Below are 15,019 nucleotides of genomic sequence, written 5' to 3' on the forward strand. Positions count from 1 at the left end.
CGAACCATGTCGGCCCGACCCATGCTCGCCGTTGAGCATCTCTGCCTTTCCATCGGTGGCGCACGCATCATCGATGATGTCACTTTCGCAGTGGCACCTGGAGAGATGCTCGGCGTGATCGGCCCCAATGGGGCAGGCAAGACAACGCTCTTCAACCTCATTTCAGGTTTACTGGCGCCATCGACTGGCACAGTGTTTCTGAATGGAAGAGATGTCACGGCCGAACCGATTCACAAACGAGCACGGGCCGGTCTCGGCCGCACCTTTCAAACCTCCAGCCTCTTCACTGGGCTCACGGCAACCGAGAATGTTCGGTTGGCGGCCCAGGCGAAACTTGGAGCAGCAACGTCCGTTATCCGCTTCCCGCGGAGAACGGACGTTGCTACCACTATTGCCAACGACAGGCTCGCGGAGGTCGGCCTCTCGCACCATGCAAAAACTATTGCGGGTGTCTTGTCTCATGGGGACAAGCGAAAGCTCGAGATTGCGATGCTTCTCGCGACCGATCCACGCGTCATCTTGCTGGACGAACCGATGGCCGGAGTGGCGTCCGGCGACGTGCACGGACTCACCGACGTGATTCGTCAGGTTCACGCCTCCGGTCGCACCGTTCTCCTTGTTGAGCACCACATGGAGGTCGTCCTTGGCCTCGTGGACCGCGTTGCCGTGATGCACCACGGTGAGCTACTCGCGTGCGACACCCCCACCGTCGTCATGGCGGACCCGGCCGTGCAGGCCGCCTACCTAGGAGCACCCCTATGACCGCTCCCATCCTCCGCGTCGAAGGTCTTGGCGCACGAATCGCCGGGCAACAAGTTGTGGAAAGTGTCACTTTCGAGGTCCCAGCGCGCGGTGTCACCGCTCTTCTGGGGCGAAACGGTGTGGGCAAAACCAGCACGCTTAAAGGAATTCTTGGCCTCATCGAGCGGTGGGGCGCGGTCGAGTTCAACGGCGAGCGCATAGACAACCTGGCGACGCATCGCATCATTCAGAGCGGTATTGGCTACGTACCCGAAGACCGCGAGGTGTTCGCAAGCCTGTCCGTCGCCGAGAACATGCGACTCGCTGAGCGCAATGGCGGCCCTAACCGCGAACTCGTTGATGAGCTCTTCCCTGAACTTCTCGCTCGGGCCGGGCAACTCGCGGGAACACTCTCGGGTGGCCAGCAACAGATGGTCTCCCTCGCTCGCGCTCTGGTCAATGACAACACGTTGCTGCTCATCGACGAGCCCACAAAGGGGCTCGCTCCCCTCATTGTTCTTGATGTCACAACTGCGCTTGGACGTGCCGCCGAGGCGGTCCCCATCCTGCTCGTCGAACAAAACTTGCAGGTTGTGCGAGCTCTCGCCGACACAGTGGTCGTGTTAGAAAGTGGCCTCGTCGTCTTCACTGGCCCCGCGAACGAGTTCTTAGATAACGAAGAGTTGACAACGGAACTACTCGGCGTGCATCTCACAGATGTCGGCGCGACGGGAGACAACGCATGAGTACCATTGTGCTCCTCATCATCACCGGGCTCGGACTCGGTGCGCTCTATTTTCTTGTGGCTTCCGGCCTTTCCCTTATTTATGGGCTCATGGGCGTCCTTAACTTTGCCCACGGATCGTTCCTCACTCTCGGGGCGTTCGCGGGCTTAGAAATCGCACGGCGAATGGATGGGGCGAGCTGGATCACTCTCTTCGCTTCCCTCGTCGTCGGCGCCGTTGTCGGGGCAGTAGTTGCCGCAGCAACGGAGTTTTTCCTGATTAGGCGGCTCTATAACCGCCATATTGAGCAGGTGCTCGTCACCGTTGGGCTTGCACTGGCAACTGTCGCTCTTTTTGATGGAATCTGGGGAACGGACCCAACCTATGTCACTGGCCCCGCATGGTTCTCTGAAACCACGGAAATCCTCGGGGCGAAAGTCCCGAATGATCGATTTGTTCTCATCATTGCTGCCGTCCTGGTCCTCCTTGGGATCGTTCTCTTTCTCAAGTTCACGCGCTTTGGCCTGATTATCAGAGCCGGTGTGGAGAACCGTTCGATGGTTACGGCCCTGGGCATTGACGTTCGTAAAGCCTTCACGGTCGTCTTTGCTATTGGTGGAGCCGCAGCCGGACTGGGGGGCGTTCTCGCGTCGCATTACTTCGGCTACGTCTCGCCGCAATTGGGTGGGTCACTGCTGATCTTTGCCTTCATCGTGACCGTCATTGGCGGCCTCGGTTCTCTCGCTGGGGCAGCCATAGCATCCGCTCTCGTCGCCGTTTTGCAACAGTTTGCAAACTACTACCTGGGTGGGACGGGTGACCTGACGGTCGTCCTTCTGCTCGCAGCCGTTCTGCTGATTCGACCCACCGGACTACTCGGGAGCAAGGCATGAAACTTCTGACGCACATGAAGCCATGGATGTGGTGGGCCGTCGGCGGCGCAATTGCCGTTTTCGCCGCTCTGCTTCCCCTCATCAACCTGTCTATTCCCGGCATTTTGCCGGGGCCCACGTATACGCCAGGAACCCTTCAACTTCTGGCCCTCGCGCTTCTGTTCTCCTCGCTTGCGCTGAGTTACCACTTGCTCTTCGGTGTCGGAGGAATGCTGTCCTTTGGCCACGCCCTCTACTTTGCTCTGGGCGCCTATGGGCTAGGAATCGTTCTCAAAACCACGCAACTTTCGTTGGTGCCCGCTATGGGCCTCACTGTCGCTGCGGTCATCTGCATTGCTTACCTCCTGGGCGCTCTCAGCTTGCGGGTGACAGGGATTTCGTTCGCGATGGTCACGCTTGCTTTCGCGCAGGCCGGCAACGTGCTGGTGCGGCGCAACCCCCAAATAACGGGAGGTGATGAGGGACTTCAGCTGGAGACCCAAAACGTCCCGGACTTCTTGCTTGGGGTCCTCAACACCCGCAACCTCTACTGGGTAGCTCTCGCACTCCTGATTATTGTTTTCATCGTGGTTGCACTGTTCGAGCACTCCCGAGCAGGGCATGTGGTCACGGCAACTCGGGAAAACGAACTGCGCGTCAGGGTCATCGGAATCCGACCTTTCATGGTCAAACTAGTCACGTTCTCGATAGCATCTGTGCTGGCAGCCCTCGTGGGAATGGTGCACCTTCTGCTCCAAAGTGGCGTCACGGCACGAGCAAGTTCTGCTGACTTCACCCTGACGATTCTGGTGATCGTTGTTCTGGGCGGAGTGGGCTCGCGATGGGGCGCCGTCGTGGGAGCCATCGTTTACACTTTGCTCGATCAGCGACTCACAGCCCTCGCGTCCTCCGATGCAATTGCTGGCCTCCCCGCTATTCTGAGGATTCCCCTGTCTGAACCGCTCTTTATTTTGGGAACACTCTTTATTCTCGTGGTGCTTTTTCTTCCGGGAGGAATTGCGGGAGCGGTTCAACGGATGGATAAAGGTGGTGTGCGTCGCAATCCTGCGAAGGAGACTTCGTCGGAGATCGCACGGGACAAAATCGAGGAGGTAACGTGATTGAACGTGACGGGCTTCACACTTTAGGGCGATGGACTCGCGACCGCGCCATTGCGACCCCCCATCGTGTCGCAGTGGACGATCGCGGTGTTGTCCTCACCTACATTGACCTCGATTGCAGATCCACAAATCTTGCGGAGTCCCTTCTTCAGGCAGGGTATGGAGTCGGTGATCGGATCGCGACCGTCACAGGAAACAGTGCGGACCACGTTGTCCTCTTCTTCGCCTGCGCAAAAGCCGGTTTTATCCTCGTGCCTCTTTCGTGGCGACTCACCCCACGGGAACTCGCCCAGCAACTCGAAACGGCAGATCCGGCGCTCCTCCTCATCGAGGAAGAGTTCAGTTCCTTGGCGGGGGAAGCCCTCAACCGACTCCTCTCCCCCATGGCGGTCGGATCCCTCGGCGCCCATGGCATTGAGCGCAAAATCGTCTCCCCCATCCGCACGACAACAGAGGAGGTCATTCGGCGCCCTGTGCGCGATGACGACGCCCTCCTCCTCATCTTTACGTCGGGCACTTTAGAGCAGGCAAAAGCGGCCATCCTCACGCACGCGAACTGTTTTTGGACAAATCTTTCCCTCTCCCGCACGGCCGAGATCACGCGCGGTGATACCGTTCTCGCCGTGATGCCGCAATACCACGTGGGCGGATGGAACATCCAGCCGCTCCTGGCCTGGTGGATGGGCGCAACCGTCGTGTTGGAGAGGACCTTTGATCCGGGCCGCGTCCTCAAGCTCATTGCCGACCGGGGAATCACCACAATGATGGGCGTACCGGCCAACTATCTCATCCTGGCTGAGCACCCAGCCTTCGCGACAACCGATCTTTCCAGTCTCAGTCACGCCATTGTGGGCGGTGCACCAATGCCGGAACCACTTCTGCGCGTGTGGCACGAACGTGGTGTTGCGCTCACGCAGGGCTACGGTCTCACCGAAGCGTCACCAAACGTCTTGTGCCTACCGGATGAAGAGGCTCGATCACACATCGGATCTGCCGGCAAACCTTACCCTCATGTTGAAGTCGCTGTGACGGATCCGATAACGGGTGAAATCTTGCAAGGCGTGTGCACCGGCGAGCTTATGGTTCGAGGCCCTGGCGTTTTTGCCGGATACTTTCGTGCTCCCGACGCCACGAAAGCAGTGCTGCGTAACGGATGGCTTGCCACCGGTGACCTTGTAAGTCGAGACGAAGACGGAAACTATCGAATCATCGACCGAATCAAGGACATTTTTATCACCGGCGGTGAAAGCGTTGCTCCTGCAGAAATCGAGGGCATCCTTTTTGGACACCCCGCAGTGGCTGATGTTTCCGTCGTTGGTGTCCCGGACGACCGTTGGGGTGAGGTCGGCGTCGCGTGGGTTGTTCTACGTTCGGGGGTAGCAACCGACGAGACCGACCTCTTAACGTTCTGCAGTTCACTCTTAGCGCGATTCAAAGTACCGAAACAGATCATTTTCGTAGCCGAAATTCCTCGCTCCGCTAGCAACAAAGCCATGCGGCGCGCTCTCCTGGCGGAGTGGAAAACGGCTTCCGAAAACCGAGAGGATGCCAAATGACAACTTTGCCCGTGACAGAGCGCGGCAACCGCACGCGCGCAAAACTCCTCGAGGCCGCAGAAGTAGTCTTCGCAAAGTATGGCTACTCCGAGGCATCCGTCGTGCGCCTGACGGAACATGCTGGCGTTGGCCAGGGAACGTTCTACTTGTATTTCGCGAGCAAACTTGAAATCTTCGAAGTCCTCGTCGAAGACCTCAACCGCCGAGTGCGCCATGCCATGAGCGAAGCCGCTTCTGGCAGCTCAAATCGCCTGGAATCCGAGCGTGCCGGATTCCGCGCCTTCTTTGAATTCACTGCCCAGCATCCGGCCCTGTACAGAGTTGTGCGCGAAGCCGAATTTGTCTCGCCGAAATCCCTTCGCCTTCATTATTCGCGCATCGTTTCGGGCTACATCGAAGGGTTGCAGGAGGCACAAAGCCACGGCGAAGTTGGCGACATTGATCCCACGGTGGCCGCTTGGGCCCTGATGGGAATCGGTGAAATGATTGGCATGCGCTGGGTTCTGTGGGGCGACGGTGAACCATCTGGCGATGATGCCGACCCCACTGCCAGCGGAACGTCGCGCGTTCCGGAGGCCGTCTTCGAAGACATGATGCGATTCATCCAGCGGGCGCTCAGTGCACCCGGTGAGCGATAGGAAAAGGGTCAACGATGATCGATCTCACGGGTAAAAAAGCGCTCGTCACGGGAGCAGCCAGCGGCATCGGCGCTGCTTGCGCCACTGTACTCGCCGCGGCAGGCGCGCGAGTCGTGGTGGCTGATGTCGACGGTGACAAGGCAAAGAATTTTGCCCAGGCAATCAACGGGGAGCCCTGGCAAATTGACCTCACGGATAAGGCGGCGCTTGCCGAGCTCACACTGGACGTCGATATCCTCGTCAATAATGCTGGCATCCAACACGTCAGCCCAATCGAGACGTTTGATCCAGAGACGTTCTCGCGCATCATCGACCTGATGGTGGTGGCGCCTTTTCTTCTCATCCGGGCATCTTTGCCCCACATGTACGCCAATGGTTTCGGCCGCATCGTCAACCTCAGTTCCGTGCACGGGCTCCGGGCATCTCCCTACAAATCCGCTTATGTCACAGCAAAACACGGCCTTGAGGGCTTGTCCAAGGTCACCGCTCTCGAGGGCGGCGAACACGGCGTCACCAGTAACTGTGTGAACCCGGGCTATGTGCGCACCCCGCTCGTAGAGAAACAAATTGCTGATCAGGCCCGCGTTCATGGGATTCCCGAGCGTGAGGTCGTGGAAAAAGTGATGTTGACGGAGAGCGCCATTAAACGCTTGCTCGAACCCAGTGAGGTTGCTGACCTCGTTCTCTGGCTCTGCGGAAGCACTGCCGGCATGGTCACGGGCGCTTCTTACTCAATGGACGGCGGTTGGAGCGCACGATGAGTATCTATCGGAAGATCAGTGTTCCCGTGACCGGCGGCGATCTTGTCACCGGTGAATGGGTTCCCGAAACGATAACCGCTGGGACTGTTCTCGCCGTGCATGGGATTACCGCATCCCACATGACATGGCCGCTCGTCGCCAATGCCTTACCTCATGTTCGGTTCATTGCACCCGATCTCCGTGGTCGGGGCGGGAGCAGATCTCTCCCGGGGCCATGGGGCATGCCCGCGCATGCTGAAGATCTCGTCCGCGTCCTCGACGCTGCCGGAGTGGATCGCGCCGTTATTGTCGGCCACTCGATGGGAGCTTTTGCTGCGGTTACTCTGGCCCACACGCATCCGGATCGCGTCGAGAGACTCGTTCTCATCGATGGCGGCCTCCCCTTGCCGATTGTCGAAAAAACCAGCGATGACGGTCTGCCGCAGGCACTCCTCGGACCTGCCGCCGCTCGGTTATCCATGGCGTTTCCCGACCGTGAGGCCTATCGCCAATTCTGGCGCGCGCATCCGGCATTCGCAGGCCAATGGAACTCTACGGTCGAGGCTTACGTCGACTACGATCTCGTCGGAGACGACTCCCAGCTTCACGCCTCTAGTTCCATTGACGCGGTCATGGTGGATTCCCAGCAGCTGAACGGGGGGACAGACTATTTCGAAGCGCTCGCGTCAATGCCGTCCCCCATTCACTTCCTCCGGGCCCCCCGCGGCCTCCTCAATCAACTCCCCGGCCTGTATTCTCCCGAGCAAATGGTGCGCTGGAAGGTCAAGCTCCCGAACCTCACAGTGCATGACGTCTCGGGCGTCAACCACTACACAATCGTCATGAGCGAGCGGGGCGCTGACGCTGTTGTTGAGGTCATCAATGACGTCATGTCCACCCCTCAACCATCCGTGCCTCAACCGCAATAAAGGAGCCGTGCACCATGACAACAACACTTCTTCCCGGCATCGTCAGGCACGATATTCGAACGCCACGCCTCACAGCATCCGTGCTGGAACGCCCCGCCACCGTAGCTAACCGCACGGTGGTATTCATCCATGGCAATGTTTCATCCTCGTCATTTTGGCAACCGAGCATGCTTGCCCTCTCCCCAGACGTGCGAGCCATCGCCATCGATCTTCGCGGCTTCGGCGACAGCGAGATCCTGCCCGTCAACGCAACGAGAGGCTTGCGCGACTTTTCGGACGACGTTGCGTCTGTCTTGGCCGAACTCGGAATTGAGCGAGCCAATTTCGTGGGCTGGAGCTTGGGTGGCGGTGTCGTCCTGCAGCTCCTCCTCGAGCATCCGGAGAAAGTTCTCTCCGTTTCGCTCATTTCCCCGGTCTCCCCCTATGGTTTCGGGGGCACGCAGGGTGCCGAGGGCCACCTCATCAACGCGGACGCTTCCGGCACGGGGGGCGGCGGTGCCAATCCTGACTTCGTGGCGCGACTTCTCGCACAGGACACCAGCGACGAATCCCCTACGTCACCGCGCTCCGTCTACCGTTCGACGTATGTCGCGGATGCCGCCCACGGTTCTGAGAATGAAGATCTCTGGGTTGAATCGATGCTCTCGACGGCAACAGGAATCGACAATTACCCCGGGGACTCAACAACGACCGATTCTTGGCCCGGATTTGCCCCCGGCACACGAGGGGTGCTGAACACTTTGGCACCCAAGTACTTTGACGTTTCCGGCATCGTCGAGCTAACTGTGAAACCCGCAATTTTATGGGTGCGTGGCGCGAATGACGCCATCGTTTCTGACGCGTCATTTTTCGACCTCAACTATCTCGGTCAACTCGGAATGATTCCCGGCTGGCCGGGGATCGACGTTGCGCCCCCGCAACCGATGATCCAACAGACACGGGATGTCTTCGAAAAATACCAAGATGCTGGCGGTAGCTACCAGGAAATCGTCTTCGAAAATTGTGGACATTCTGCTCATCTCGAACGTCCCGCTGAGTTTCTCGAAGCCCTGCAAAAAGTCCTTGTGGTCAGCTGAAGCCGCTTTCGCGTCGCCGAGTGACGTTCACGTGCAATAGATATTTACCTTCTGTTCACGCGCCTTTTACTCAAAGACTCCCGCTAGTGCAGGGTAACTTTTTAGCCTTTAGTCATGGGAATGCGCGTAGCAATCGTGACCGAGTCCTTTCTTCCATCGCTGAATGGTGTGACCAATTCTGTGCTCCGAGTGCTCGACACACTCGCCGCCGAGGGTCACGACGCAATCGTGATTGCCCCCACCGCTCCGTCCGGCCGTCACAACGGGTTTCGAGTGATTCGCACACCCGCGATTCCCTTTATGCAGTTTCCCGTCGGCATCCCCAACCTGTCGCTGCAGGCAACACTGGCGGAATACAAGCCAGACGTCATCCATGTCGCATCACCATTTCTCCTCGGCGGTCAGGCGATTGCCGCGGCGAACCGATTGGGGATCCCGACGGTGGCTATCTACCAGACGGATATCGCCGGTTACCTTCAGCGTTATGGAATGCAGTTTGCCCGGCCGCTCGTCGACAAAATGGTGGCCGCCATTCACTCCCCTGCGACGCTCAACTTGGCGCCGACACCCGAGAGTGCCGCCTACCTCGTGAAACTCGGTGTTCCCCGCGTTGCCATCTGGGGGCGGGGTGTAGATCTCGATCTCTTTCATCCCCACCGCCGGGCCGCACGCCTTAGCAAGATAGGCATTTCTGTCGGTCAGCGGGCCCCAGGATCTATAACATCCGCAGAACCCCTGACTATTGGCTTCGTCGGACGTCTGGCTCCAGAGAAGCAAGTTCACAAGATGAAGACACTCTTCGGCATCCCGAACACTCGCTTCATTGTCGTGGGAGACGGCCCCGAACGCCGGAGGCTGGAAGCAGACTTCGCCGGTCATCCCGTCACCTTCATGGGTGCTTTGCGCGGTAACGACTTGGCCGAGGCGTATGCGAGCCTCGACGTTTTTGTCCACTTTGGCACAGAAGAGACCTTCGGCCAAACGATTCAGGAAGCCCAGGCAACAGGACTTCCCGTAGTGGCTCCTGCGAGCGGCGGCCCGCGGTTCTTGATTGAGCACGGAACATCCGGCTATCTTGCTGACCCCGGCGATCCGGCCAGCTTCGTGAATTACGTCACTCGCCTTGCCGAGGACGCACCGTTGCGTTCCCGCATGGGGGTCTCTGCGCGGAGGTCTGTCTTAAATAAGTCGTGGGAAGCCAATAATGCGCTGCTCCTGGAGCACCTCAGCCACGCCTGCCGGTTCACGAGTCTGCGCACATGAACTGGTTTGACGCTCACGCGATCATCGCGGGGTTGGGGGCGTTCGCTGTCGTGGGAGTGGCGGCCATTATTTTCTTCGAAACCGCCACCATCCTGGGGTCATTCTTGCCGGGCGATTCGCTTCTCTTCCTCTTGGGATTAACTCTCGCGACAGCCCTCAGCTCTTTTCCTTTCTGGCTGGCAATCGTGCTTGTCTTTACCGCCGCATTTGCTGGCTCCGAAGCGGGATTTTGGTTGGGACGCCGCATGGGGCCTCATATTTTCGAGCGCCGACCCACGTTCTTCTTTAACCCGCGCGTTCTCGCCCGGGCAAGACTCTTTTTCGAAAACTACGGCGCTCGTGCCGTGATTCTCGCCCGTTTTGTTCCCGTCCTCCGCGCCCTGATCCCCATGTTTGCGGGAATGACAGGATTTGCGCCGCGCCGCTATGTCGTTCTCAACCTCATCGGTGCACTCGCCTGGGTCGGCGGACTCATGGTGGCAGGATTCCTCCTCGGACAGCTCGCCTTCGTACGCGAACACATCGAACTCTGCGTCATTTCCTTTGTGGTGGCATCTTCCTTGCCACTCCCCATCGAGCTTCTGCGGGCACACCTCAAGCGCACCTCCGAAATCGGTGTCAGTGCACCTCGGTAGACTTCAACAATGGCAAATATCGAAGATCGCCTCGTGTGGATCGACTGCGAAATGACCGGACTAGACCTCGCGTTAGATGAACTCGTTGAGGTGGCCGTGGTCGTGACGGACTCGGAGTTGAACCCCGTTCATCCCGGATTTACGATTGTGGTCAAGCCCAGCGACGCCGCTCTCGCCAACATGGGTGAATTCGTGACCGCGATGCACACATCATCCGGTCTCATCACCGAGCTCGCCGACGGGCATTCTCTAGCGGATGCCGAGGCTCAGGTTCTGTCATACATCAATGAGCACGTTCCTTCAGGGCAAAAGCCACCCATGTCGGGCAACTCAATTGGGACCGATCGAGCTTTTGTCGCCAAGTACATGCCGACATTGAACTATCGATTACACTATCGAAACATCGACGTCTCCTCGATGAAAGAGCTGGCGCGCCGGTGGTTCCCGCGGGTCTACTTCAATTCCCCCGTAAAAGATGGTGGGCACCGTGCTTTGGCCGACATTCTTGAGTCAATTCGCGAACTGGATTACTACCGCTCGGCTCTGTTTGTGCCCGAGCCTGGGCCCACAAGTGCCGCTGCGGCAAAAATTTCCAAGACAGTCGTGACAAAGCATTCCCGTTCTGTGTAATAAGATTAGGAGTTGTCGTTTCGACACTCTTGGTGGGTATAGCTCAGCTGGTAGAGCGCCTGGTTGTGGTCCCGGAGGTCGCGGGTTCAAGCCCCGTTACTCACCCCAAGTAAAAGTAAGGCCGAAGCCTGTTGGTTTCGGCCTTACTTTTTTCTCTTAGCCAGTCGCTAGGCCGGCGATCGTGTATCCGCCCTTGACCTCAGCGCAGGGAACAGCGTTAGTCTGGGCACCATGACCTCTCGCGATTCGCCCAATGTCAATAACTCCGTCAATGCCTCGGGCATTCGTATTGCCGGTGCCGACGATATTGATGCCGTTGTCGACACTGTCACGTCGGCATTTCTTGAAGACCCGCTCTGGGCGCCTGTCTTCGCCGGTTTAGAAAACCCCTCTGCTGCGTCGTCTCGACTCTGGCGCTTGTACGTGTCATCCGCCGCCCTTCGCTACCCCTGGACGTTTATCACCGCAAACTCAGAAGCCGCCGCCGTCTGGTACCCACCGGGTTCGGAAGACCTCACGGAAGCCGAGGCCGCAGGATTCGAATCCTTTCTCGTCGATCTCGTAGGTCAATCCCGAGCCGACGAAGTGACGGCGATCAACGCCGCTTTCGAAGACGCGCATCCTGTTGAGCCATGCTTCTACCTCAGCCTGCTTGCCACCCACGGTGATCATCGCGGCCGCGGCGTGGGAATGAACCTGCTCCGCGAGAGCCTTGACCACATCGATGCCCTCAAGATGCCGGCTTACCTCGAGTCCTCTAATCCCGCCAATGACCGTCGATACGCGAGCGTTGGGTTTGAGGTGGCGAACGTGGTCACGGTGCCCTCTGGGCAAAGAGTCACCACAATGTGGCGCCCAGCGAAAGGCTAATTAATCGTTTTCGTCCTCAGAAACGAAGGTGTCACTATCGGGCTGATCAAACGAATACTGTACGTGAAGGCCCCCCGCGACCTCTTTGGTGCCGGAGGCGACGTAGCGAAAAATCGACTCCATGCCATCGACCAGAGCAACCATACTGAGACGCTCGTCATGGTTTCCTCGAACGAGAACACGACGCTCCGACGTGTTTGCTAAGGGGCCGTCAATAAACTCGGCGGTGAAGTAAACGTCAGCGTGATCTGGAGTAGTCATGGGTCTACGTTACTCGGTCGCGACCAAAATGATGTTTGCGAACCGCTCGGAATTTTCACGTCGCAGACGTACCGCAAATTGCTCATTCCACGTCTCCCAATGCGCTTCAAAGTCTTCCCCACCACGGGACAGCGCGCGTTGGCGTCGAACATCCTCTGACGCCGTAACCCACACGCGAACACTGGCGTGTTGGAGGGCCTGCTCGCCCAACGAGCCGCATCCTTCAATAATGAGTGGGAGGGACGGATCCACGTCATGCCAGGTCGTCAGAGACGCACTCGCCCAGTCGTAGCGTTGCCATGAGGCGCTCTCCCCGCGGCTTCGCGCTACGAGGAGGCGTTCGGCCACGATGGCGGCCGCACCGAGCCCATCCCATCCCGGATAGATGTCATCGAGACGAACGAGTTGAACTCCCGGAATATTCTCGACGAGGAAGTCGGCCACGGTAGATTTACCCGCACCGCTGGGGCCGTCGATGACAATTGCCGGATTCGCACCGGATGCAGCAACGAAGGCGACGAGTTCGTGCAGATTCGGAGTGAAGGCCAGTCCCCACGAAGGATGAGGATTAGGAGACAATGAAGTTCCACTCCCCCGTGACGACCGCTGTCGTAACGGCCACGGCAGCGAGCAGCACGCCGGCCACAACGAACAGAAAATCTCGAGGCCCAAAAACGGACGTTCGCGCCCACGTGCGCGAAGTTTCTCCGCCAAACGCTCGTGCCTCCATCGCCGTGGCCAAAACACTGCCCCGGCGAACAGAGAGCACCAGCAAGGCGAACCCTTGAGAGAACAATCTCGTTATCGCGGCGAGAGGGCCCTGACCATCGGCGATGCCGCGCGCTCGCCGCGCCAGCGACAGCATGCGCCAGTCATCAGCCATCAGACTCACCATGCGAACGGCTGCCAAGGCACCGATGACAAAACGCGACGGGAGGCGCCACAGTTGGGCCAGGGCATCCGCTAAATCGGTGGGGTCCGTCGTGGCAAAAAGAATGATTCCCGGAAGTCCGATGGCGAGCACGCGCAAGGTGATGGCAATGGCAAGGTTCACCGAATCCGTCGTGATGTGCCACGGCCCCGCTTGCCAGAGGAGGTCACCGCCGGGGCGACCGTAGAGCACGGTCGAAATTCCAGCAAACGGGGCGGCGATGACGATGGGGGCCAGCATTCGCCATAACGCGCGGGGCGCGAGGCCGACAAATGGCAACAAAATGAGCTCAAGACTTAAGGCGATGGCGGCGGAGACCCAATCCAAGGAAAACAGAAGCACCAGTCCGATGACGGCAGCAACCAGAAACTTCGCCAACGGGTTGACGCGCGCGAGCGGGCTTGTTGCCGTTGCAGCGCTCATCGTGTGGCCTCGGCCGACCGAGTTTCGGTTTCGCCGGTGCGGAGGTCGTTCGTGGCAGGGTCCGGCAATGTCGTGCGAATATCCGCCAGCTCAGCGACCAGTTTTTCGTCATGCGTGATCGTCACGATGGCGTGACCTTCGTCCCGGAGCTCAGCAAATAGAGTCACCAACTCCGCCCACGTGCGGGCATCTTGGCCAAAAGTGGGCTCATCGAGAATGAGGACTCGCGGGGCGGTGGCTAGAGCGGTAGCCACCGAGAGTCGCCGCTTCTCCCCGCCCGAAAGGGTAAAGGGGTGGGCCTCGGCGAGATGAGCGAGGTGCAGTCGCTCCAGAAGTTCATCGATGCGGAGTCGGAAATCCTCCGCGACATGGGGGGAGACTGTGGGGCGTCCGAATCGCGATCCCCTTCGATCGAGGGCTCGCGGTCCCACCATCAGCTCCTCCCTCACAGAGCCTGTCAAAAACTGGTGTTCTGGAGACTGAAATACCATGCCGATTCGGGTCATGAGCTCGCGCGACCGCCAGTCAATAGGGTGTCGACCCCTCGCGTTCCCGGCGAGGTCAGTGGAGGCCTGGACCGATCCGGAAATTACCGGTATCAGCCCGGCGAGAGTGAGGGCCAACGTTGATTTTCCGGACCCATTCGGCCCGACAACGGCATGGACTTGCGCCGAATCAATGTTGATGGAGAGATCTGTGGCCGCCGCTGGCCCACCAATCCTGCGGCCTACAGTCAGGGCGCTCCCCTGCAGCAAGGGTCCAAGGGTGAGAAAGGAGGAGCCCCCCTGGGTTGAAAGAAGAATTGGTGCGAGGGGCCGACTTGTGGGAATACTCGCAATGGGGTCGGGCAACCAAATGCCGGCTTCGGTGAGGCGCTCGCGCGTTCCTTCCAGAACGGAGGCAGGAGCGCCATCGCGCAGAATGCTGCCGTCAGAATCCAACACAATGACACGGGTCGCCAGATCCCACCAGATGTCGACACGGTGTTCGACGATGAGGAGAGTGGCACCGGATTCTCGCGCCACGGCCTCCACGGCATCCCGAATCTCCCGCACCCCATCTGGGTCCAGATTGGCGGTGGGTTCGTCGAGAATGATCAGCCCCGGGCGCATGGCGAGCACACCGGCGAGGGCCAAACGCTGCTTTTGCCCGCCTGAAAGCTCGGCGGTGGAGTGATCCAGCGGCTGGTTGAGTCCGACGGCGGCCAAGGCGGCACGCACGCGCTGCCAAATCTCGGCCTGAGGAACGCCCAAGTTTTCGCAACCGAAGGCAACATCGTCGCCAACGCGGTGCAGAATAACTTGATTTTCGGGGTCCTGAAGAACAAGACCGACGCGGCCGCGGGAATGTCGACTGGGTTGGCCATCGATGAGGAGTTGGCCACTCTCGTGGCCCTCGTCCTCTCCCAGGACTCCGGCCAGGCCGGCGACGAGGGTGCTTTTGCCAGAGCCGGATGCTCCGAGGAGCAGAACCCGTTCACCGGGGTCGATATCAAGGTCAAGGAGGTTAAACATTGGGCGCGATCGACTGCCGTAGCGCCAACTCCAACCGCGGGCACTCACGTGAGCACCCGCGGTCGATTGAGATGTTGGCATCATGGCCTTTTAT

Annotated in this window: 17 protein-coding genes and 1 tRNA gene; 14 read left to right on the forward strand and 4 right to left on the reverse strand. The window is 59.1% G+C overall.

The window, feature by feature from the left end:
• The first annotated feature begins 6 nt into the window (after positions 1–6).
• The 14 genes from FB555_RS04425 to FB555_RS04490 all read left to right on the forward strand — a co-directional run bounded on the left by FB555_RS04425 (position 7) and on the right by FB555_RS04490 (position 11,796).
• Positions 7–762, forward strand: coding sequence for an ABC transporter ATP-binding protein (locus FB555_RS04425; RefSeq protein WP_182484178.1), 756 nt, complete (start codon positions 7–9; stop codon positions 760–762).
• Positions 759–1,487, forward strand: a complete 729-nt coding sequence (locus FB555_RS04430; RefSeq protein WP_182484179.1) for an ABC transporter ATP-binding protein — start codon at positions 759–761, stop codon at positions 1,485–1,487. Before FB555_RS04425 ends, FB555_RS04430 begins: the two co-directional genes overlap by 4 nt.
• Positions 1,484–2,359, forward strand: a complete 876-nt coding sequence (locus tag FB555_RS04435; RefSeq protein ID WP_182484180.1) for a branched-chain amino acid ABC transporter permease — start codon at positions 1,484–1,486, stop codon at positions 2,357–2,359. The genes FB555_RS04430 and FB555_RS04435 overlap by 4 nt, the downstream gene beginning before the upstream one ends.
• The gene (locus FB555_RS04440; RefSeq protein WP_182484181.1) at positions 2,356–3,459 is read left to right on the forward strand and encodes a branched-chain amino acid ABC transporter permease; all 1,104 of its coding nucleotides are present in this window, start codon (positions 2,356–2,358) and stop codon (positions 3,457–3,459) included. Before FB555_RS04435 ends, FB555_RS04440 begins: the two co-directional genes overlap by 4 nt.
• A complete protein-coding gene (locus FB555_RS04445) occupies positions 3,456–5,015 on the forward strand; it encodes an AMP-binding protein (protein WP_182484182.1) in 1,560 nt (519 codons plus the stop codon). Before FB555_RS04440 ends, FB555_RS04445 begins: the two co-directional genes overlap by 4 nt.
• Positions 5,012–5,653 carry a TetR/AcrR family transcriptional regulator gene (locus FB555_RS04450; protein ID WP_182484183.1) on the forward strand — a complete coding sequence of 214 codons (642 nt, stop codon included), beginning with the start codon at positions 5,012–5,014 and terminating at the stop codon, positions 5,651–5,653. The genes FB555_RS04445 and FB555_RS04450 overlap by 4 nt, the downstream gene beginning before the upstream one ends.
• 14 nt (positions 5,654–5,667) lie before the next feature.
• A complete protein-coding gene (locus tag FB555_RS04455) occupies positions 5,668–6,414 on the forward strand; it encodes a 3-hydroxybutyrate dehydrogenase (RefSeq protein WP_182484184.1) in 747 nt (248 codons plus the stop codon).
• The gene (locus FB555_RS04460; RefSeq protein WP_182484185.1) at positions 6,411–7,322 is read left to right on the forward strand and encodes an alpha/beta fold hydrolase; all 912 of its coding nucleotides are present in this window, start codon (positions 6,411–6,413) and stop codon (positions 7,320–7,322) included. Before FB555_RS04455 ends, FB555_RS04460 begins: the two co-directional genes overlap by 4 nt.
• Before the next feature lie 14 nt (positions 7,323–7,336).
• Positions 7,337–8,398, forward strand: coding sequence for an alpha/beta fold hydrolase (locus FB555_RS04465; protein ID WP_182484186.1), 1,062 nt, complete (start codon positions 7,337–7,339; stop codon positions 8,396–8,398).
• Positions 8,399–8,512: 114 nt separating this feature from the next.
• The gene (locus FB555_RS04470; protein WP_182484187.1) at positions 8,513–9,661 is read left to right on the forward strand and encodes a glycosyltransferase family 4 protein; all 1,149 of its coding nucleotides are present in this window, start codon (positions 8,513–8,515) and stop codon (positions 9,659–9,661) included.
• Positions 9,658–10,296: a DedA family protein gene (locus tag FB555_RS04475; protein ID WP_182484188.1), complete on the forward strand. Its 639-nt coding sequence runs from the start codon at positions 9,658–9,660 to the stop codon at positions 10,294–10,296. The genes FB555_RS04470 and FB555_RS04475 overlap by 4 nt, the downstream gene beginning before the upstream one ends.
• A 9-nt stretch (positions 10,297–10,305) precedes the next feature.
• On the forward strand, positions 10,306–10,926 hold the full coding sequence (gene orn / locus FB555_RS04480; RefSeq protein WP_182484189.1) for an oligoribonuclease: 621 nt from the start codon (positions 10,306–10,308) through the stop codon (positions 10,924–10,926).
• 32 nt (positions 10,927–10,958) lie between these two features.
• Positions 10,959–11,034, forward strand: a tRNA-His gene (locus FB555_RS04485).
• 123 nt (positions 11,035–11,157) lie between these two features.
• Complete coding sequence (locus FB555_RS04490) at positions 11,158–11,796, forward strand: GNAT family N-acetyltransferase (RefSeq protein ID WP_182484190.1); 639 nt, start codon at positions 11,158–11,160, stop codon at positions 11,794–11,796.
• Here the strand turns inward: FB555_RS04490 and FB555_RS04495 are convergent, their stop codons facing one another.
• From FB555_RS04495 to FB555_RS04510, 4 genes are read right to left on the reverse strand one after another with little or no spacing between them, the layout of a single operon-like run.
• On the reverse strand, positions 11,797–12,057 hold the full coding sequence (locus tag FB555_RS04495) for a hypothetical protein (protein WP_182484191.1): 261 nt from the start codon (positions 12,055–12,057) through the stop codon (positions 11,797–11,799).
• Positions 12,058–12,066: 9 nt separating this feature from the next.
• Entirely contained in the window at positions 12,067–12,636 is a 570-nt protein-coding gene (locus FB555_RS04500) for an AAA family ATPase (protein WP_182484192.1), read from the reverse strand.
• The gene (locus FB555_RS04505) at positions 12,626–13,411 is read right to left on the reverse strand and encodes an energy-coupling factor transporter transmembrane component T family protein (protein WP_182484193.1); all 786 of its coding nucleotides are present in this window, start codon (positions 13,409–13,411) and stop codon (positions 12,626–12,628) included. The genes FB555_RS04500 and FB555_RS04505 overlap by 11 nt, the downstream gene beginning before the upstream one ends.
• Positions 13,408–15,006 carry an ABC transporter ATP-binding protein gene (locus tag FB555_RS04510; RefSeq protein WP_220475753.1) on the reverse strand — a complete coding sequence of 533 codons (1,599 nt, stop codon included), beginning with the start codon at positions 15,004–15,006 and terminating at the stop codon, positions 13,408–13,410. Before FB555_RS04510 ends, FB555_RS04505 begins: the two co-directional genes overlap by 4 nt.
• Positions 15,007–15,019 lie beyond the last annotated feature (13 nt).

Source organism: Alpinimonas psychrophila, from assembly GCF_014137865.1.
Taxonomy (GTDB): domain Bacteria; phylum Actinomycetota; class Actinomycetes; order Actinomycetales; family Microbacteriaceae; genus Alpinimonas; species Alpinimonas psychrophila.